The organism is Pseudodonghicola xiamenensis DSM 18339 (assembly GCF_000429365.1).
Classification (GTDB): domain Bacteria; phylum Pseudomonadota; class Alphaproteobacteria; order Rhodobacterales; family Rhodobacteraceae; genus Pseudodonghicola; species Pseudodonghicola xiamenensis.
Genome location: NZ_AUBS01000003.1, coordinates 138,707 through 157,292 on the forward strand (window position 1 = coordinate 138,707; position 18,586 = coordinate 157,292).

Genomic DNA, 18,586 nt, shown 5'->3' on the forward strand with positions numbered 1-18,586 from the left:
GTTGCGCGTCCCCCGGGGCAAGTGGTGGTCCACTCATAAGTCGCGTGGATGTAAAGGCAAGCGTATTTGCGGCCGAGGCGCGTGGACGTGAAGAAAGTTGCCGGTTCAGGCGGCTATTGTGGGCTGTCGGACCGGGCGACGGGGCCGTGTGTCGCGCGACGGAAAGCCTGAAAACAGGCTCTAATAAACAGGAATGCCGCTGCGCTTGGCCTTGTCCTCTGGTTCGACGTGAATCGTGATGATGCTGCCGGGCAATAGGGTTTCCAGCGCGGCCTCGACCCGGTCACAGACTTCATGCGCGGCCGTTACGGTCGAGTTTCCTGGCACCACCAGATGGAATTCGATGAAAATGGCGCTGCCGGCCTGACGGGTGCGAAGATCATGCGCCTGATAGGCACCGGTGGCTTCGGTGGCGATTGTCGTGCGGATCTCGTCCAGCATGTCTTCGGGCAGGGATTCGTCCATCAGCCCGCCGACCGATTGCCGCATCACCCCCCAGCCAGCCCAGAGGATATTCAGTGCCACCAGAACCGCCATCAGCGGATCGAGCCAGGGCAGATCGGTGATCACGGCGATGGCGACCCCGAAGGCTACCCCGATCGACGAGACCACATCGGTACGCAAATGCTTGCCATCGGCTTCCAGCGCCGGCGACCGCAGCCGGCGCCCTTCGGTGATCAGCAGCCAGCACCAGATCGCATTCAGCAGGCTTGCGGCGCCGTTGACCATAAGGCCGGCCAGGGGGGCTTCGATCACCCGGGGGGTGGCAAAGGCGCCCCAGGCGGCATGCAGGATGGCCAGGGCTGCGGCGACGATCATCACCCCTTCGAGCACCGCCGAGAACAGTTCGGCCTTGTGGTGGCCATAGGGGTGGTTCGCATCCGCCGGACGGTTGGCATAGATCACCGCCAGAAGCGCGGCGGCTGCAGTGGCGACGTTGACGATGCTTTCCAGCGCATCCGACAGCAAGGCGACCGATCCGGTCATCTTCCATGCGAGCGTCTTGATCCCGAGAACGGCAAGCCCCACGAACAAGCTGCCAAGCGCGAGGGTGGTGGTGCGGGTCATCGGTTGTCGCTCCTGCGCTGGGACAGGAATCCGGGCAGATTCCGTTGGGTGGGGCGCCGCACCTAAGGGATCGGGACGGCAGAGGCAAGGGCCGCATGCGCAAGGCCGCCCTGCAAATGAAAAGGGCCGCCAGATGGCGGCCCTGTAACCTTCAGTCCAAGCGGGCCGATCAGCCGTTGACGCTGTCTTTCAGGGCCTTGGCGATGGTCATCTTGACGACCTTGTCGGCCTCTTTCTTGAATTGCTCGCCGGTGGCGGGGTTGCGGACCATACGTTCGGGGCGTTCACGGCAATAGATTTTGCCAACGCCCGGCAGGGTCACGGCGCCGCCGGCCGAAACTTCGCGGGTGATCAGTGCGGCGATCGCGTCCAGGGCGGTGCCAGCAGCTTTTTTGTCTACGCCCATATCTTCGGCCAGGGCGGCGACAAGTTGGGTTTTGGTCATCGGTTTGGTTGCCATTTCTATGGTCTCCTTCGTCTGCCCGATCTTGGGCCTCGTCGCGTGAACTTAGCGTTATGTTGCGGCTTAACACAACGCATAGGGGGGAAAATCAAGCCCAATTCCGCCGATACTGCCGGTTTTCACCCTTATAAGAAAGGGGTTTCGTCGAATGAGCGCAATTTCCGGCTGTGCAGACGCTCCAACGGCATGGTGCGCAGGATCTCCATCGCGCGGATACCGATGTTCAGATGCCGCGACACCTGGGTCTTGTAGAAGTCCGAGGCCATTCCGGGCAGCTTCAGTTCGCCATGCAGCGGTTTGTCCGAAACGCATAGAAGCGTGCCATAGGGCACCCGGAACCGGTATCCGTTGGCGGCGATGGTGCCGCTTTCCATATCGAGCCCGATCGCCCGGCATTGGCTCAGCCGCTGAACCGGGCCGGTCTGATCGCGCAGTTCCCAGTTGCGGTTGTCGAGCGTGGCAACGGTGCCGGTGCGCATCACCCGCTTGAGGTCATAGCCCTGCAGTTGCGTGAGCTCGGCCACCGCCTGTTCCAGTGCCACCTGGATCTCGGCCAGCGCCGGGATCGGCACCCAGACCGGGAGATCGTCGTCCAGCACCTTGTCTTCGCGCAGATAGGCATGGGCCAGCACGAAATCGCCAAGCGCCTGGGTGTTTCTGAGGCCGGCGCAATGGCCGACCATGATCCAGGCATGCGGACGCAGCACGGCGATATGGTCGGTCGCGGTCTTGGCGTTCGACGGACCGACACCGATGTTGACCAATGTGATGCCGCTGCCGTCCGGTCGCTTGAGGTGAAAGGCCGGCATCTGCGGGACCTTCGTGGCCGGCGGCAGCACCTCGTCTGGCGTGGTGATCTCGGCATTACCGGTGCTGACAAAGCTGCTGTAACCGCTCTTGGGGTCGGCAAGCTGCGCCCGGGCGAAGGCTTCGAAGGCGCTGACGTAGAACTGGTAGTTGGTGAACAGCACGTGGTTCTGGAAATGCTCGGGATCCGTCGCAGTATAGTGGCTGAGCCGGGCCAGCGAATAATCCACCCTTTGGGCGGTGAAGGGGGCGAGCGGCCCGACACCGTCGGCCGACGCATAGGTGCCGTTGACGATATCGTCATTCGTCGTGGTCAGGTCGGGCACGTCGAAGACGTCGCGCAGCACGAATTGCGTGGCGCCTTCCTGCGGGACAGAGATGGCGGTGTCATTGGCCACCGCGAAATGCACCGGCATGGGTGTGGTCGAAGGCCCCACCGTCACCGGCACGCCATGGTTTTCCAGCAGCAGGCCGATCTGCTGGATCAGATAGTTGCGAAACAGATCCGGCCGCGTGATCGTTGCCGCATAGGTGCCGGGCGCCGGCACATGGCCAAAGCTCAGCCGGCTGTCGACATGGGCATGCGTCGTCGTGGTGATACGGATCTCCGGATAATAGGCTCTGACCCGGGCCTGGGGTGCGCCCCTGGTCATTGCCCGGGTGAAATGCTCGCAGAGGAAATTTACCGATTGGGTATAAAGCGCCTCGAGCCGGGCGACGGCGGCGGTGGGGTCTGTGAACTGCTCCGGCGCGGCGGCGTCGGGGGTCTTGATTGCGATCATGAAAGCGGCTCGAACAAGTCTATTTTCTGGAAGGTTCGCACGTCGATCAGCCCGAGATCGGAAATCCGCAGCTCGGGGATCACCACCAGTGCGAGGAGCGAATGCTGCATATATGCGTTGTTGAGCGTGCAGCCGCAGTCCTGCATCGCCTGCATCAGGACAGCGGCCTTTTCGGCGACTTCGGACGCCGGCGCATCCGACATCAACCCGGCGATCGGCAGTTCGACCAGCGCCTGTTCCTCTCCCTCGCGGAACAGGGTGATGCCGCCGCCGACCTCGGCCAGCCGGTTGGCCGCCAGTGCCATCTGGTCGCGGTCGGTGCCCACAACGATCATGTGGTGGCTGTCATGCGCCACGGTGGAGGCCATGGCCATCCGTCCCACGTATCCGAAGCCCGAGACAAAGGCGTTGGTCACCCCGCCAGTCGCCCGGTGCCGTTCGACCAGCGCGATCTGGCAGACCTCGCCCTCGGCCTCGACCAGCCCGTCGCGCACCGGAAGATCGGCCTTCAGCGCTTTGGTGGGCGCCTGGTTCTCGATCACGCCGATGACATTGGCGCGCACTGCATTGGCACCTTCGGGGGCGGCGATCTCGAAATCCCTGCCGCTCAGCTCATGACGCAGATGCACGGTGTTCCGTGCGGTATCGGGCCAGTCGTAATGCGGGCAATCGACCAGACAGACACCGTTTTCCGCCACCAGTTGGCCGCGGGCAAAGACCTGTTCGATCGGCAATGTGGTCAGATCAGAGGTCAGGATCACATCCGCCCGCCGCCCGGGGGTGAGTGATCCCAGTTCACGCTCCAGCCCGAAATGGGTGGCGGTGTTGATCGTCGCCATCTGCAACGCCACCAGCGGGTCGCAGCCGCAGGCGATCGCATGGCGCACCACCCGGTTCATATGGCCGTCGTGGACCAGCGTGCCGGAATGGCAATCGTCGGTGCAGAGAATGAAGTTGCGTGGGTCGAGCCCCTTTTCCGTCACCGCGGTGATCTGGGTTTCCACATCGTACCAGGCGGAGCCCAGCCGCATCATGCTGCGCATGCCCTGCCGGACCCGGGCGATGGCGTCGGCCTCGCAGGTGCCTTCGTGATCGTCGGCGGGGCCTCCGGCGACATAACCGGCGAAATCAGGCCCTAGATCAGGGGATGCGTAATGGCCGCCCACGGTCTTGCCGGCGCGCTGGGTCGCGGCGATTTCCGCCAGCATCTTGGGATCGGCTGCCGCCACGCCGGGGAAATTCATCATCTCTCCCAGCCCGATGATGCCGGGCCAGCCCATCGCCTCGGCCACATCCTCGGCTGAAATCTCGTATCCGGTGGTCTCCAGCCCCGGCGCGCTGGGCGCGCAACTGGGCATCTGGGTGAAGATGTTGATCGGCTGCAACAGCGCCTCGTCATGCATCATCCTGACGCCTGCCAACCCCAGCACATTGGCGATCTCATGCGGGTCGGTGAACATGGTGGTGGTGCCATGGGGGATCACCGCGCGGGCGAATTCCGCCGGTGTCAGCATGCCGCTTTCGATATGCATATGCCCGTCGCAGAGGCCGGGGATCATATAGCGCCCCCTGGCCTCGACAACCTCGGTCTCGGGTCCGATGCAATAAGAGGCATCGGGCACCACGCAGGCGATGCGGCCCGCGGCGATGGCGATGTCATGGCCGGGCAGAACCTCGCGGCTGTGAACATTGACCCAGGCGCCGCCCTTGATCACCAGATCGGCGGCCTCGCGGCCGGTGGCGACCGCAATCAGACGGGCGGCCACATCGGGCCAGGCGGGAAAGGCTTTGTGTTCCATGGCCCAGTTTGTCGCCAAGTCGTGGGCAGGCGCAAGCCCCGGTGTCACCTGTTGCGAAAGCTTCATCTGTGCTTGCGCGCCTGCGGCTGGCAGGCAGAGCTGCGGCATGGATTGCGAAACAGCATCCCCCGAGGCCTTTGGTCGATCCCCGCGTGGCATCGGGCTGAACCTGCTTGTCCGCGACGTGACGGCGGAAATGGCCCTTCTAGAGACTGTTTTCGGCCAGACCCGTCACCGCATCAGCGCCGATTTCGCCATCGTGACCTATGGCGATCAGGTCTTTCAGCTGCACGCGGATCACACCTATCATTCCAATCCGTTGTTGGGGCTGCTGCCAAAGACCCCGCCGCGCGGCGCCGGCATCGAGATCCGACTTTACGACAGCGATCCTGGACGATGGTGGCTTCAACCAAGTTGGTGCGCGCGTGGCCTCTGGCCGGCGGACATGATCTTTCATGCCTCCGGCGGGGATATTTGCCGCCAGAAAAAGGACAAAGACCTGTGCCTGGAAGACGGGGGCGGTATGAGCCGGCCCCCGTCGAAAGGCCGTTTCCGGTCCTTTTCCTGGCGCGGTCATCGGCGTCCCCGCCTGTACCGCAACCATGAGCCTGCGCCGGCATGGTTGAGAAAAGGTTATCAATTATACGCGTCCCTCGGGCCTCCTGGGCGCCGGCAGCCCTTGCGCTGTGCCCCTCGGACGGCGCAGAAAGGGGCATGGTTGGAACACTTCTTTGCATCGGAATGGGCTATTCGGCACAGGCGTTGGCGCAGCGGTTGCTGCCGGCGGGCTGGCGTGTGTTGGGAACGACGCGGGAGGCGGCCCGTGTGGCGGCGCTGGGAAGCGCCGGGATCGAAACACTAGCCTGGCCAGGCACGGGGCCCCTGCCGCAACTGGGGGAAGCGAGCCACTTGCTGATATCGGTGGCGCCAAGGTCGGGGGGCGACCCGGTGCTGGCGGCGCTTGGGGCCGAGATCGCGGCGCGGGCGGCGCAATTTGAATGGGTGGGGTATCTCTCGACCACCGGGGTCTATGGCGATCACGGTGGAGGCTGGGTGGATGAGCAGACTGCGCTGACCCCTTCCACAGTGCGAGGGCGGGAGCGGGTTGAGGCCGAGGCTGCCTGGGCCGCGATCCCGGGCCTGCCGCTGCATATCTTTCGCCTGGCCGGCATCTATGGGCCAGGCCGGGGGCCTTTCGCCAAGGTGCGCGCCGGCACTGCGCGGCGGATCATCAAGCCGGGTCAGGTGTTCAGCCGCATCCATGTCGCGGATATCGCCCAGGTTCTCGCCGCGTCTATGGCGCGGCCTAACCCGGGCGCGATCTATAACGTCTGTGATGACGATCCCGCGCCACCGGAAGAGGTAATCGCCCATGCGGCAGAGCTGTTGGGCCTGCCCTTGCCGCCTGCCGAGGATTTTGCAACGGCGGAGATGACGCCGATGGCGCGCAGCTTCTATGCGGAAAGCAAGCGGGTGCGAAACGACCGTATCAAGGCCGAGCTTGGAGTGAAGCTGATCTATCCGACCTACCGCGAGGGGTTGGCGGCGCTGCTGGCAGCGGAGTAGGTGACAGAAACGGTGCCGGTCGCCTGAACGATGGCGTTCAAGCTTCGGAGAAATAGTCCTCGTCGACGGAGCGGAGAACATAGGCTTTTCTGGCGCGAACTCCGACCTCATGCTCAATCAACAAATGCGCAAGGCGTTGGCCGTTAATCAGGACGATACGTTGCTGTACCCGGGACACATACTCGATGGCGTCCTTCGAAAAATCGGATGTGGTCACAAAAACACCCTTCGTCGCACTCTCACCAGTAAGAGAGCCGACGAATGCATTCAATGCAGGTCGCCCGACCTTGGCGTCTGGAGCATAGCGTTTTGCTTGCACATAAACCGCATCAAGTCCCAGAGCATCTTCGTTGATGATGCCGTCGATACCACCATCGTTGGAAAGGCTGGTTTGCAGGCCCCTTTCGAGTTCTCCTCCACCATACCCCATGGCGAGCAGAAGGTCGACGACCAGACGTTCGAATCTGGCGGGAGAAAGCGATAAGACCGCTTCGATAACATCACTGTTGAGGGCCAGATTGTGTGCGTGGATTGCACGTTCGATTTGTTCTTGTGGCGTGTCTGCCGTGTTTTGCTCTGCCGGCGTGGACGGGGAGTTTTTGCTTTCTGCGCCAGCGTCGGAACTTGAGCGGTTGCGGAAATCTTGGAACGATCGAAACTGAGAGAGATAGTCGATATCAATTTTTGCCAAGTTGGATCGAAGCGTGTCTTCTCCCCTCGGTGTAAGGCGATAATGACCCCTCTTTATTGGTTCGACCAATCCTGCCTGGGACATGTAGTTCCGGGCCCAATGGGCCCGGTTGGCAAGAACTGTTTGCTTTCCGCTGGGGAGGAGTTCGTCAATTTCCTCTTGTGTCAGGTCAAATTGTTCGGCGAGCGGGGCGATGCAGCTCGGAATTGTCTCATGATCATTTGCAATGAGTTTCAGGACGGGAAGCATCAGGTTTTGGAAATTTGGAATAGACACTACGCCCGCTTTCCCGCGATCGACGTCACGCCCAGAACCTCCAGCACCTTGGCTTCGATCTGATCGGCGCCCATGCCGGCCTGGCGGTACATGTCTTCGGGGCTGGCTTGGTCGATGAAGACATCGGGCAGCACCATGGAACGGAATTTCAGCCCGTGGTCGAAGATGCCCTCATCGGCCAGCAATTGCGCGACGTGAGAGCCGAAACCGCCCACCGCGCCCTCTTCGATGGTGATCAGCGCCTCATGCTCCGCCGCGAGCCGCAGGATCAGGTCACGGTCGAGCGGTTTGGCAAAGCGCGCATCGGCCACCGTCGGGCTGATGCCGCGTGCGGTCAGCGCCTCGGCGGCCGTCAGCACCTCCGCCAGATGGGTGCCGAAGGACAGGATCGCGACGCGGCCGCCTTCGCGGATCATCCGGCCCTTGCCGATCTCAAGCACCTCGCCACGCTCGGGCATTTCTACCCCCACGCCCTCGCCGCGTGGATAGCGGAAGGCGATCGGCCCCTCGTCATACGCCGCAGCGGTGGCGATCATATGTTTCAGCTCGGCCTCGTCGGCGGCGGCCATCACCACCATGCCGGGCAGATTGGCCATATAGGCGATGTCGAAGCTGCCCGCATGGGTGGCGCCATCGGCACCGACCAGCCCGGCGCGGTCGATGGCGAAGCGCACCGGCAGCCGCTGGATCGCCACGTCATGCACCACCTGATCGTAACCGCGCTGCAGGAAGGTCGAATACATCGCGCAGAAGGGTTTCATGCCTCCCGCCGCCAGTGCGGCGGAGAAGGTCACCCCATGTTGTTCGGCGATCCCCACGTCGAAACAGCGCGACGGAAAGCGTTCGGCGAACAGGTTCAACCCGGTTCCGTCGGGCATTGCCGCGGTTACCGCGACGATCTTGCTGTCGCGGGTCGCCTCTTCGACCAGCGCCTGACCGAAGACGGCGGTATAGCTGGGCGCGTTCGAGGGGGTCTTTTTCTGCTCCCCGGTCAGCACGTCGAATTTCGCCGTCGCATGGCCCTTGTCGCGGGCGCGTTCGGCAGGGGCGTAGCCCTTGCCCTTCTTGGTCAGCGCGTGGATCAGGATCGGGCCACGGGCGCGCGCCTTGACCATGCGCAGGATCGGCAGGATCTGGTTCAGATCATGGCCGTCGATCGGGCCGATATAGGAAAATCCCAGCGCCTCGAACAGGGTGCCGCCCATGGCCATGCCCTTCAGCATGTCCTTGGCGCGCTTGGCGCCTTCGCGGAAGGGTTCGGGCAAGAGCGACACCGCCCCCTTGGCGGCGGCCTTCAGTTCCTGAAACGGTTCCTCGGCATAGAGCCGTGACAGATAGGACGACAGCGCGCCGACCGGGGGGGCGATGCTCATCTCATTGTCGTTGAGGATGACGATCATCCGCTTTTTCAGATGACCGGCGTTGTTCATCGCCTCGAATGCCATGCCGGCGCTCATCGAGCCGTCGCCGATCACTGCGATGGCGTCGCCCAGGCCTTCGGGCACCTGGCCGCCCAGATCGCGGGCCACGGCAAAGCCGAGCGCGGCGCTGATCGAGGTGGAGCTATGCGCGGCACCAAAGGGATCATAGGGGCTTTCCGACCGTTTGGTGAAGCCCGACAGTCCGCCCTTTTGCCGTAGGGTGCGGATGCGGTCGCGTCGCCCGGTCAGGATCTTGTGGGGATAGCACTGGTGGCCGACATCCCAGATGATCTTGTCGCGCGGGGTATCGAAGACGGCATGCAGCGCCACGGTCAATTCCACCACCCCCAGGCCGGCACCAAGATGGCCGCCGGTCTCCGACACCGCCGAGATGGTCTCGGACCTGAGTTCTCCGGCCAGTTGGATCAACTGGCTGTCGCTCAGCCGTTTCATGTCGGCGGGGCTGTGGATCTGGTCCAGCAGTGGCGTGTTCGGTAGGTCTGACATCTTTGGCGCCTCCTTCCGGGGCGGGGCTTAGCTGTCGCGCGAGATAACGAAGCGAGCGGCCTGCCGCAAGCATTGCGCCCCCGCGCCATAGGGCGCAAGTGCCGCCTCGGCCTGATCGGCAAGCTCTGCGGCGCGGGCCTTGGCCCCGTCGAGACCCAGCAGCGACACGAACGTGGCCTTGCCGGCTTCGGCATCCTTGCGCAGGCGCTTGCCGGCCTTTTCGGCGTCGCCTTCTTCATCCAAGATGTCGTCGGCGATCTGAAAGGCAAGGCCCAGGGCGCGGGCATAGCGGCTCAGCGGGGCGATATCGGCCCCGGCCAACCGGGCGCCGGCACAGGCCGACCATTCGATCAGCGCGCCGGTCTTGCCGGCCTGAAGCCGGGTGATCTGATCAAGGGTCAGGGGCGTTTCCGACGTTTCTGCCGCGATATCCAGGGCCTGACCCAGCACCATGCCCCGGGCGCCAGAGGCGCGGGCGAGGCTGAGTGTCAGATCGGCACGCACCTGGGCGTCGCCGCAATCGGGGTGGCCGGCCAGTTCGAAAGCCAGCGCCTGCAGCGCGTCACCGGCCAGGACTGCGGTGCCCTCGTCCCAGGCCTTGTGCACCGTGGGGCGGCCGCGGCGCAGATCGTCGTCATCCATGCAGGGCAGATCGTCATGCACCAAGCTATAGGCGTGCAGCGCCTCGATCCCGGTGGCGGCCCAGATTGCACGGGCCGGATCAACCCCCAGCATCCGCGCGCTTTCCAACACCAGGAAGCCGCGCAGTCGCTTGCCGCCCTCGCAGGCATAGCGCATCGCCCGGGTCACCGGCAGATCGTCCAAACCGTCCATCACCAGATCGAACTGCGTCTCGATCCGGGCGGCATCTTCAGCCAGTTGTCTGCTGAACATTCAGAGCCCTTCGACCGGCTTGGTCCCCGTCGGCACGCCGTCGGCATCGAGCGTGATGGCGGCGACCTTTTCCTCGGCGCGTTTCAGCTCTTCTTCGCAGCGCTTCTTCAGGGCGGCGCCGCGCTCGTAAAGTGCGATGGACTGGTCCAGCGCCACATCCCCGCGTTCGAGCTGATCAACCACTTGCTCCAGCTCTTTCATCGCTTGCTCAAAGCTCATCTGTTCGACGGGAGTATCGGTCATCTCGCGGCCCTTGTCAGTTCTTCCACACGTGCTTTCGCCGAAGCGGCTGACGCGTTCAGATCATACCCGTTCCCCAAAGTCGAGACGAGCTGCCCGTCGTGAGCCATCTTCGTCGGGGGGCGGCGTCACTTCGGCGTCATCACGCGGATTTCGGCAGGCTTGTCGAAGGAGCTCAGACGATCAGTCCGGCGCCAGCATATAGCCCGCGCCGCGCACCGTCTGCAGATAGCGCGGCTGCTTGGGGTCGGGTTCGATCTTGCGCCTGAGCCGGGTGATCTGCACGTCTACCGCGCGTTCCTGCGCCTGGCCGCGATCCCGGCCCAGATCTTCGACCAATTTCACCCGGCTGATCGGTTCTCCGGGCTGCGCCGAGAAGATCCGCATGAGCTGGCTTTCGGTGGCTGTCAGCCTGACCAGATCCTCGCCCTGCCACATTTCGCCCCGGGATATGTCATAGCGGATCGGACCCAGATACAGAATCTTGGGCACCGTCTGTTCGCTGGGGGTTTCCGGCATCCGGCGCAGGATGGCGTTGATCCTGAGCAGCAGCTCTTTCGGCTCAAAGGGCTTGGCGAGATAATCGTCCGCCCCGGCCTCGAGCCCGGCGATACGGTCGCTGGTTTCGCCCCGGGCGGTCAGCAGCAGGATCGGCGTATCCATGCTGTCGCGCAGCGATCGGGTCAGGCTCAGCCCGTCTTCCCCCGGCATCATCACGTCCAGTACGATCAGATCGAATTCCAGTCCCTGAAGCAGGCGCCGCGCCTGGGCAGCGTCGCGTGCGCCGGTGACGAGAAAGCCATTTCGTTGCAGGAACTTCTTCAGCAGATCGCGGATCCGTTCGTCATCGTCGACGATCAGCAGGTGCGGGTCGAGGGCGTTCATCCGGCAGAATCTCTCAATCTGGAGTAACAGCGGTGCATATCCGGGTCCATCATTGCCTCCAGCACCTTGCGAAAGCCCGCCACCGCCTCCGGCCCGGCTTCGCGGTAGGCGGCGCGCATGCGGGCGCGCTGGGCATCCGAAAGCTGTGATTCCAGCGCATGGCCGCTGTCGGTCAGATAAAGGTGGCGTTCGCGCTTGTCGACGGTGCCGACGCGGCTTTCGACCAGACCATCGGCGATCAGGGCGCGCAGCACCCGGTTCAGCGATTGCTTGGTGACGCCCAGGATGGTCAGCAGGTTGTTCACCGTGGTCCCGGGCGCCCGATTGATGAAGTGGATCGCCCGGTGATGGGCCCGGCCATAGCTGAGGTCTGACAGAATCCGGTCCGGATCGGCAGTGAAACCGCGATAGGCGAAGAACATCGTCTCGATCCCCTGCCGGAGTTGCTCATCCGTCAGAAACAGCAGGCTCTCGCCGGTCTGGACCTGTGCAATGCGTCCGTCCGCCATCGTTCTTCGTACCTCTCGCGTGTCCTCTCACCCTCTCCGAATGCAGTTTACGTCAGTCTTGTTGACATTCCAAGGTCGGAGCCGTATCGAATTGCATCTTTTGCGCAATTTTATGTCTCTTTCGAGTTTTCGGTTGTAATAAAGAGAAAGATGTCCTTCAAGGCGATGTAAGTAGGATGGAGAGGATGAGATGTCGGCATATGATGATCGCGACGGCAAGATCTGGCTGGATGGCAAGCTGGTCGAGTGGCGGGATGCGCAGGTACATGTTCTGACACATGCCCTGCATTATGCGTCTTCGGTCTTCGAAGGGGAGCGGTGCTATAACGGCAAGATCTTCAAAGGGGCGGAGCATTCCGCGCGGCTGCGGAAATCGGCCAACTATCTGGACATGGAAATCCCCTATTCGGTCGAAGAGATCGAGGCGGCGAAATACGCCATGCTCAAGGCCAACGGCTGGACGGATGCTTATGTGCGGGCAGTGGCCTGGCGCGGTGCTGGCGAGGATATGGGGGTTTCCGCCGCGCGTAACCCGGTGCGGCTGGCGGTGGCCGGCTGGGAATGGGGTGCCTATTACGGCGATGCCAAGATGAAGGGTGCCAAGATCGGCATCTCGCGTTGGAAGCGTCCCAGCCCCGAGACCATCCCGGTGCATGCCAAGGCCGCCGGTCTCTACATGATCTGCACCATGTCCAAGCACGAGGCCGAGGCTCAGGGCTTTTCCGATGCGCTGTTCATGGATTATCGCGGCTATGTCGCCGAATGCACCGGCGCCAATATCTTTTTCGTCAAGGATGGCGAAGTGCATACGCCGTTGCCCGATTGCTTTCTGAACGGGATCACCCGGCAGACCGTGATCGGCATGCTCAAGGACAAGGGTATCCGCGTCATCGAACGTCATATCGAGCCTTACGAGTTGGAAGGTTTCGAACAGTGCTGGCTGACCGGCACCGCCGCCGAGGTGACCCCGGTGTCGCAGATCGCCGATTACAATTTCGAGGTCGGCGCGCTGACCAGGGATATCGCCACCAGCTATGAGACACTGGTGCGGAGCTGATTGCGCTGGACAGACATATGACCGAGGCCCGGCGGCAGCGCCGGGCCTTTTTCATGCGGCTGTCAGTCCTTCACGAACATCTGTCGCGGACGGTTGCAGAAGGTTTCGGCCGGGCCATTGTCGCGAATCAGGATGCTTTCAGTGATCTCCAGGCCCCAGTCCAGCATCCAGAGCCCTGGCATGAAGTGGAAGGTCATGCCAGGCTCCAACAGGGTTTCGTCCTCGCTCCGCAGGGAAATCGTGCGTTCGCCCCAGTCCGGCGGATAGCTCAGACCGATGGGATAGCCGCAGCGGGCGCCGCGTTCGATGCCGGCGCGCTCCAGCGGGGCCGCCAGCGCATTGGCGATGTCGCAGGCGCGGTTGCCAGGGCGGGCGGCCTCCAGCCCAGCCTGCAATCCCTCGACCAGCGCGGCTTCGGCGCGTTTGAGAACATCGGGCGGTTTGCCCAGAAACACGGTCCGGCAAAAGGGGGCGTGATATCGGCGATAACAGCCGGATACCTCGAAGAACGTGGCATGGCCGGTTTCGAACGGGCGGCCGTTCCATGTCAGGTGCGGGGCGGCGGCATCCGGCCCCGAGGGCAGCAAGGGCACGATCGCCGGGTAATCGCCCCAGATGTCATCCACTCCACGGATCGCATCGCGATAAATCTCTGCCACGACATCGTTTTTTGAAACCCCGGGGGTAACCCGCTCGATCAGCCCGTCGACGATCTTTTCCGAAATACGCGCGGCCTTGCGCATAAAGGCGATCTCTTCGGCGGATTTGATCGTGCGTTGCCAATTCACCAATGCGGTGGCGTCGATCCAGGTGGCACCGGCCAGAGTTGTGGCAAGCACGTCCATTGCCTTGGCCGAGAAATAGTAATTGTCCATTTCCACCCCGATCCGGGTATGTTCCAGCCCGAGGCCGGCCAGGCGCGCAGCAAGCTCCTGCATCGGGTGGCGTTCGGTCGACTGGACATAATTATCGGCATAACCCCAGATCCGATCAGCCCCCATCCAGACCGTCCGCATGGCGCCTGCCATGTCCTGGTTGCGGCCCCACCAGATCGGATCTCTGTCGGGCAGCAGGATCACCCCCTGATGAACATAAAAGGACCAGCCATCGTATCCAGTCAGCCAGGCCTGGTTCGATGGGTCGGTGACGAACAGCGCATCCAGGCCGCGTTTCGCCATCTCGGTCCGGGTCCGGGTCAGCCGGCGCTGATATTCGTCGGCGGTGAAGGGAAGATCTGTGGTTGTCATGGCCGGGCTCGCTGTTGTGGGACAGGGCGGTGAGGCCGATAAGGCCATATGGCGAGAGATCGGCAAAAGAAATTTGCCGCCCTGTCGTCTTTTGGGCGGTTTTGTCTCCTTTTTGATCGCAAAAGATTGCTGGATTAAATCATGTAACCACATCATATTGTGTCTCGTTCGATACTTGACACAATTGAGCTGCGTAAATCTTAGCCGACGTCGCTAATGAACATTCAATTACCGCAAACGGGTTGCGTCCTGGGTCTGGGCTTGTTTTAGTTTAGGGACAAAGCGGCATAGATCGCCGGACCAAAGAACGATAATTGACGGGGAGCCTCTTTTGGCTGTTACATCAAGCAACGATACGTTCGTTGAATTCGAACGTGTGCAAAAAAGCTATGATGGCGAAACTTTAGTCGTCAAAGACCTTAACCTTGAAATCCCGAAGGGCGAGTTTCTGACGATGCTCGGACCGTCAGGGTCGGGTAAGACAACTTGCCTCATGATGCTGGCGGGTTTCGAGACCGCCACTCATGGCGAGATCAAGCTGGACGGTCGGCCGATCAACAATATCCCACCGCACAAGCGCGGCATCGGGATGGTGTTCCAGAACTATGCGCTTTTCCCTCATATGACGGTGGCGGAGAACCTCGCCTTTCCGCTCGAGGTGCGCAAGATGAGCAAGTCCGAGCGCGAGGCCAAGGTCAAACGCGCGCTGGATATGGTGCAGATGGGCGATTTCGGCGGGCGTCGCCCGGCGCAGTTGTCGGGCGGCCAGCAGCAGCGGATCGCCCTGGCGCGGGCGCTTGTGTTCGAACCCGAGCTGGTGCTGATGGACGAACCGCTGGGCGCGCTGGACAAGCAGTTGCGCGAACACATGCAGTTCGAGATCACCCGCCTTGCGCATGAACTGGGCATCACGACTGTCTATGTCACCCATGACCAGACCGAGGCACTGACCATGTCGGATCGGGTGGCTGTCTTCAATGATGGCCGAATCCAGCAGATCGACCCGCCGGACACGCTGTATGAAAGCCCGAAGAACAGCTTTGTCGCCCAGTTCATCGGTGAGAACAACACGTTGGAAGGCGTGGTCAAGGAAATCTCGGGCGATCATGCGCTCGTGCAGCTCGATGGGGGCGAACTGATCGACTGCAAGCCGGTCAACGTCAATGAGGTCGGCCAGCGCACCAAGGTGTCGATCCGGCCCGAACGGGTCGAGGTCAACAAGGACCGGCTGCAGGACGGTGCACATCTGCTCAAGGCCGAGGTCCGGGAATTCATCTACATGGGCGATGTTTTCCGCACCCGGATCAGCGTCGCCGGCAATGACGATTTCATTATCAAGTCGCGCAACGCGCCGGATCAGATTCGCCTGAAACCGGGCGAGCAAATCGAAATCGGCTGGCTGCCGCAGGATTGCCGCGCGCTCGACGCCTGAGCGGCCACTCCTGGCCTTATGACAACCTCCGGCGTCCAGATCGGGGGAGGAAAAAGAAAACGGGCCCAAGACCCGCACAACCCACAAGGAGAGTGTAAGAATGAAACGGAAATCCCTTGCCGCACTGGTCGCGACGACGGCGCTGATCGCGCCGATGGCGATGGCCGAGGATATGGCGAACGATATGACCCTGGTGAGCTGGGGCGGCGCCTATCAGAAATCCCAAGTGCGTGCCTATGCCGAGCCCTATGCCGCCATGCATCCCGAGGTAAAGATCGTTTGGGACGAAAGCTCGAACGAAGCGGTGGCCAAGCTGCGGGCGATGAACGAAGCCGGCAATATCACCTGGGATCTGGTCGATGTGGTCGCCGCCGATGCCATCCGCCTGTGCGACGAAGGCTTGGCGATGGAATTTGATCCCGACACGCTGCTGGTGCCCGGCGATGACGGCACCCCGGCGTCGGAAGATTTCGGCGATCTGCTCGTGTCGGACTGCTTCATCCCGCAGATCGTCTATTCGACCACCTTCGGCTATCGGACCGACCTGGTGCCCGAGGGCGTCGAGCCGCCCAGCAGCGTTTGCGACGTTTTCGATCTTGAGAAATATCCGGGCAAGCGCGCGCTGGAGAAGCGCCCGATCAACAACATGGAATGGGCGCTTTACTGCGACGGCGTGGCCAAGGACGAAATCTATGACGTTCTGGCCACCGAAGAAGGTCAGGAAAAGGCTCTGGCCAAGCTCGACACCATCAAGGACAGCGTTGTCTGGTGGTCCGCCGGTGCCGATACGCCGCAGCTTCTGGCCGATGGCGAAGTCTTCATGGGCTCGACCTATAACGGTCGTCTGTTCTCGGTCATCGAAGAACAGCACCAGCCGGTTGCCATGATGTGGGACATGCAGGTGTTCGATCTGGATGGTTGGATCATCCCGACCGGCCTGGCCGCTGATCGTCTCGCACGGACCGAAGATTTCGTGAAATTCGCCACAGACACCAAGCGTCTGGCGGATCAGGCGAAATACATCTCCTACGGTCCGGCGCGGAAATCTTCGGCACCTCTGGTCGGCAAGCACGCCGATCTGGGTATTGAGATGGCAGCGCATATGCCGACTGATCCGGCCAACGCCAAGAACACTCTTCTGTATAACTATGAATTCTGGGCGGATTATCGCGACGACATCGACGCGAAATTCCAGGCCTGGCTGGCCAAGTAATCGGCAGTTTCCTTTGAAACGGAAGGGACCCGCCGGGTCCCTTCCCTGACGTCCAAGATTGTCCGGTAGGTCGTGTTCTGCCGGTGGCGTAGCTGCGCATGGTGCAGCGCGTGACTCCCACAGCATCCCGCGATGGAGGGAAAAGACAGCATGAGCGACACCGAAGCACAGGCAGGCCCGGTTCTGGCCGCCGATGGCACGCCCCTGAAACGCAGCCTTGCCCGGGCCCTCAGGATGCAGAAGCTGCGGGCGCTGGCTTTGATCGCGCCGCTTCTGATCTTCGTGCTGATCACCTTTATCGCACCGATCACCGACATGCTGCTGCGGTCGGTCAAGAACGAAATCGTCGTCGATGTCTTGCCCGAAACCGTGGCGCAGCTTCAAAGCTGGGATGTCGACAGCACGGCCCCCCCTTCGGAAGCGGTGTTTTCCGCCTTCTACATCGACATGGTTCTGGCTGAGGAGCAAAAGCTGCACACCAGGCTCGGCACCCGGTTGAACTATGAAAAGACGGGGCTGTCTTCGCTGTTCCGTAAGACCGGCCGCCGCGTCGGTCGGTTCGATACCGATGTCTATACCGACCAAATCGTGGCGCTGGATCCCGCCTGGAAAGAGCCCGCAACCTGGGCCGCCATGATGGCGGACAAGGCCGATCGTGGCGCGCTGCCGCTGACCGCGCGCACCTGGGACCGCTGGGCCGATTATCTGAACAGCGAAGGCAAGGACCCCGCCAAGACCAAGGTGGAAGATTTCCTGTTCACCGCGCTTTACCTTGATCTCGCCGCCGGCAATGCGAAATCTGTGGCCGATCCTCGCATCGCCGCGGCGGCTGCGGCCGCTCCGGGGTTCGAGACCGTGGATATCCGCAGCCAATTCGCCAAGGCCGACAAGGACTGGCTGGACCCGGCGGTCTGGCAGACCATCAAGATTTTCTCGTCACGTTTCACCAACGGGTATTTCCTGAATGCGGTCGATCTGCAGAAGGGCCCCGACGGGATCGAGCCCCGGCCGGAAAGCCAGCAGATCTATCTGATGCTGTTCAAGCGCACCCTGTTCATGAGCCTGGTGATCACTGGTTCCTGTATCCTGCTGGGTTATCCGGTGGCCTGGATTCTGGCCAATCTGCCGTCGCGCACCGCCAACCTGCTGATGATCCTTGTGCTGCTGCCGTTTTGGACCTCGCTTCTGGTGCGGACCTCGGCCTGGAAGGTGATGCTGCAGCAACAGGGGGTGATCAACGATGTGCTGGTCTGGCTGGGGATCGTCGACGATGCGCACCGGCTGGTGATGATCAACAATCAGTTCGGCACCATCGTGGCGATGACGCATATCCTGCTGCCCTTCATGATCCTGCCGCTCTATTCAGTGATGCAGACCATCCCGCCCAGCTATCTGCGCGCGGCAAAATCGCTCGGCGCCACCAACTGGACGGCGTTCTGGCGGGTCTATTTCCCGCAAAGCGTGCCCGGCATCGGCGCTGGCTCGATCCTCGTCTTCATCCTGGCGATCGGCTACTACATCACGCCCGAAATCGTCGGTGGCACCACCGGCACCTTCATCTCGAACCGGATCGCCTATCACATCTCCAGCTCGCTGAACTGGGGGCTTGGGGCGGCGTTGGGCTCAATCCTTCTGGGGGTCGTGCTGCTGCTCTACTGGATTTACGACAAGATCGTCGGCATCGACAATGTGAAGCTGGGGTAACTCTATGACGCAACATAAGAAAACC

Annotated in this window: 16 protein-coding genes and 1 pseudogene; 6 read left to right on the forward strand and 11 right to left on the reverse strand. The window is 62.1% G+C overall.

Going from position 1 to position 18,586, the window contains the following annotated elements:
- Window positions 1-180 precede the first annotated feature (180 nt).
- From G455_RS0105735 to ade, 4 genes are all read right to left on the reverse strand, one after another.
- Window positions 181-1,068 carry a cation diffusion facilitator family transporter gene (locus G455_RS0105735; protein ID WP_028092818.1) on the reverse strand — a complete coding sequence of 296 codons (888 nt, stop codon included), beginning with the start codon at window positions 1,066-1,068 and terminating at the stop codon, window positions 181-183.
- A 169-nt stretch (window positions 1,069-1,237) separates the two neighbouring features.
- The gene (locus G455_RS0105740; protein ID WP_028092819.1) at window positions 1,238-1,528 is read right to left on the reverse strand and encodes an HU family DNA-binding protein; all 291 of its coding nucleotides are present in this window, start codon (window positions 1,526-1,528) and stop codon (window positions 1,238-1,240) included.
- A gap of 128 nt (window positions 1,529-1,656) precedes the next feature.
- A complete protein-coding gene (locus G455_RS0105745; protein WP_028092820.1) occupies window positions 1,657-3,120 on the reverse strand; it encodes an AMP nucleosidase in 1,464 nt (487 codons plus the stop codon).
- Window positions 3,117-4,919, reverse strand: coding sequence for an adenine deaminase (gene ade, locus G455_RS0105750; RefSeq protein WP_028092821.1), 1,803 nt, complete (start codon window positions 4,917-4,919; stop codon window positions 3,117-3,119). The genes G455_RS0105745 and ade overlap by 4 nt, the downstream gene beginning before the upstream one ends.
- A gap of 106 nt (window positions 4,920-5,025) precedes the next feature.
- On the opposite strand from ade, the pseudogene G455_RS26875 reads away from it, so the two are divergent.
- Together G455_RS26875 and G455_RS0105760 are read left to right on the forward strand one after the other, a co-directional pair.
- Window positions 5,026-5,310: pseudogene (locus G455_RS26875) on the forward strand (glyoxalase); the annotation flags it as partial.
- Window positions 5,311-5,633: 323 nt separating this feature from the next.
- Window positions 5,634-6,485 (forward strand): SDR family oxidoreductase, encoded by an 852-nt coding sequence (locus G455_RS0105760; RefSeq protein WP_028092822.1) that lies wholly within the window; start codon window positions 5,634-5,636, stop codon window positions 6,483-6,485.
- A gap of 37 nt (window positions 6,486-6,522) precedes the next feature.
- On the opposite strand, the gene G455_RS0105765 is transcribed toward G455_RS0105760, so the two are convergent.
- The 6 genes from G455_RS0105765 to G455_RS0105790 all read right to left on the reverse strand — a co-directional run bounded on the left by G455_RS0105765 (window position 6,523) and on the right by G455_RS0105790 (window position 11,908).
- Complete coding sequence (locus G455_RS0105765) at window positions 6,523-7,452, reverse strand: restriction endonuclease (RefSeq protein ID WP_028092823.1); 930 nt, start codon at window positions 7,450-7,452, stop codon at window positions 6,523-6,525.
- Complete coding sequence (gene dxs / locus G455_RS0105770) at window positions 7,452-9,380, reverse strand: 1-deoxy-D-xylulose-5-phosphate synthase (RefSeq protein WP_028092824.1); 1,929 nt, start codon at window positions 9,378-9,380, stop codon at window positions 7,452-7,454. The genes G455_RS0105765 and dxs overlap by 1 nt, the downstream gene beginning before the upstream one ends.
- A 27-nt stretch (window positions 9,381-9,407) precedes the next feature.
- Complete coding sequence (locus G455_RS0105775; RefSeq protein WP_028092825.1) at window positions 9,408-10,274, reverse strand: polyprenyl synthetase family protein; 867 nt, start codon at window positions 10,272-10,274, stop codon at window positions 9,408-9,410.
- A complete protein-coding gene (locus tag G455_RS0105780; protein WP_028092826.1) occupies window positions 10,275-10,517 on the reverse strand; it encodes an exodeoxyribonuclease VII small subunit in 243 nt (80 codons plus the stop codon).
- Window positions 10,518-10,697: 180 nt separating this feature from the next.
- Window positions 10,698-11,399 carry a response regulator gene (locus G455_RS0105785; protein WP_028092827.1) on the reverse strand — a complete coding sequence of 234 codons (702 nt, stop codon included), beginning with the start codon at window positions 11,397-11,399 and terminating at the stop codon, window positions 10,698-10,700.
- Window positions 11,396-11,908, reverse strand: a complete 513-nt coding sequence (locus tag G455_RS0105790; protein WP_028092828.1) for a MarR family winged helix-turn-helix transcriptional regulator — start codon at window positions 11,906-11,908, stop codon at window positions 11,396-11,398. The genes G455_RS0105785 and G455_RS0105790 overlap by 4 nt, the downstream gene beginning before the upstream one ends.
- Before the next feature lie 190 nt (window positions 11,909-12,098).
- On the opposite strand from G455_RS0105790, the gene G455_RS0105795 reads away from it, so the two are divergent.
- The gene (locus tag G455_RS0105795; protein ID WP_028092829.1) at window positions 12,099-12,965 is read left to right on the forward strand and encodes a branched-chain amino acid aminotransferase; all 867 of its coding nucleotides are present in this window, start codon (window positions 12,099-12,101) and stop codon (window positions 12,963-12,965) included.
- A 62-nt stretch (window positions 12,966-13,027) separates the two neighbouring features.
- Here G455_RS0105795 and G455_RS0105800 read toward each other — a convergent pair whose 3' ends face one another.
- Window positions 13,028-14,212 (reverse strand): M24 family metallopeptidase, encoded by a 1,185-nt coding sequence (locus G455_RS0105800; protein WP_028092830.1) that lies wholly within the window; start codon window positions 14,210-14,212, stop codon window positions 13,028-13,030.
- A 331-nt stretch (window positions 14,213-14,543) separates the two neighbouring features.
- On the opposite strand from G455_RS0105800, the gene G455_RS0105805 reads away from it, so the two are divergent.
- The 3 genes from G455_RS0105805 to G455_RS0105815 all read left to right on the forward strand — a co-directional run bounded on the left by G455_RS0105805 (window position 14,544) and on the right by G455_RS0105815 (window position 18,561).
- Entirely contained in the window at window positions 14,544-15,644 is a 1,101-nt protein-coding gene (locus G455_RS0105805) for an ABC transporter ATP-binding protein (protein WP_028092831.1), read from the forward strand.
- Between the two features lie 100 nt (window positions 15,645-15,744).
- Complete coding sequence (locus tag G455_RS0105810; protein WP_028092832.1) at window positions 15,745-16,857, forward strand: extracellular solute-binding protein; 1,113 nt, start codon at window positions 15,745-15,747, stop codon at window positions 16,855-16,857.
- Window positions 16,858-17,007: 150 nt separating this feature from the next.
- Complete coding sequence (locus G455_RS0105815; protein ID WP_028092833.1) at window positions 17,008-18,561, forward strand: ABC transporter permease; 1,554 nt, start codon at window positions 17,008-17,010, stop codon at window positions 18,559-18,561.
- Window positions 18,562-18,586: the final 25 nt, after the last annotated feature.

Bases quoted from the DNA above. Each gene is read 5' to 3' on its own strand.
- G455_RS0105735 (WP_028092818.1), bottom strand. From the start codon at position 1,068: ATGACCCGCACCACCACCCTCGCGCTTGGCAGCTTGTTCGTGGGGCTT.
- G455_RS0105740 (WP_028092819.1), bottom strand. From the start codon at position 1,528: ATGGCAACCAAACCGATGACCAAAACCCAACTTGTCGCCGCCCTGGCC.
- G455_RS0105745 (WP_028092820.1), bottom strand. From the start codon at position 3,120: ATGATCGCAATCAAGACCCCCGACGCCGCCGCGCCGGAGCAGTTCACA.
- ade (WP_028092821.1), bottom strand. From the start codon at position 4,919: ATGGAACACAAAGCCTTTCCCGCCTGGCCCGATGTGGCCGCCCGTCTG.
- G455_RS0105760 (WP_028092822.1), top strand. From the start codon at position 5,634: ATGGTTGGAACACTTCTTTGCATCGGAATGGGCTATTCGGCACAGGCG.
- dxs (WP_028092824.1), bottom strand. From the start codon at position 9,380: ATGTCAGACCTACCGAACACGCCACTGCTGGACCAGATCCACAGCCCC.
- G455_RS0105775 (WP_028092825.1), bottom strand. From the start codon at position 10,274: ATGTTCAGCAGACAACTGGCTGAAGATGCCGCCCGGATCGAGACGCAG.
- G455_RS0105780 (WP_028092826.1), bottom strand. From the start codon at position 10,517: ATGACCGATACTCCCGTCGAACAGATGAGCTTTGAGCAAGCGATGAAA.
- G455_RS0105785 (WP_028092827.1), bottom strand. From the start codon at position 11,399: ATGAACGCCCTCGACCCGCACCTGCTGATCGTCGACGATGACGAACGG.
- G455_RS0105790 (WP_028092828.1), bottom strand. From the start codon at position 11,908: ATGGCGGACGGACGCATTGCACAGGTCCAGACCGGCGAGAGCCTGCTG.
- G455_RS0105795 (WP_028092829.1), top strand. From the start codon at position 12,099: ATGTCGGCATATGATGATCGCGACGGCAAGATCTGGCTGGATGGCAAG.
- G455_RS0105800 (WP_028092830.1), bottom strand. From the start codon at position 14,212: ATGACAACCACAGATCTTCCCTTCACCGCCGACGAATATCAGCGCCGG.
- G455_RS0105810 (WP_028092832.1), top strand. From the start codon at position 15,745: ATGAAACGGAAATCCCTTGCCGCACTGGTCGCGACGACGGCGCTGATC.
- G455_RS0105815 (WP_028092833.1), top strand. From the start codon at position 17,008: ATGAGCGACACCGAAGCACAGGCAGGCCCGGTTCTGGCCGCCGATGGC.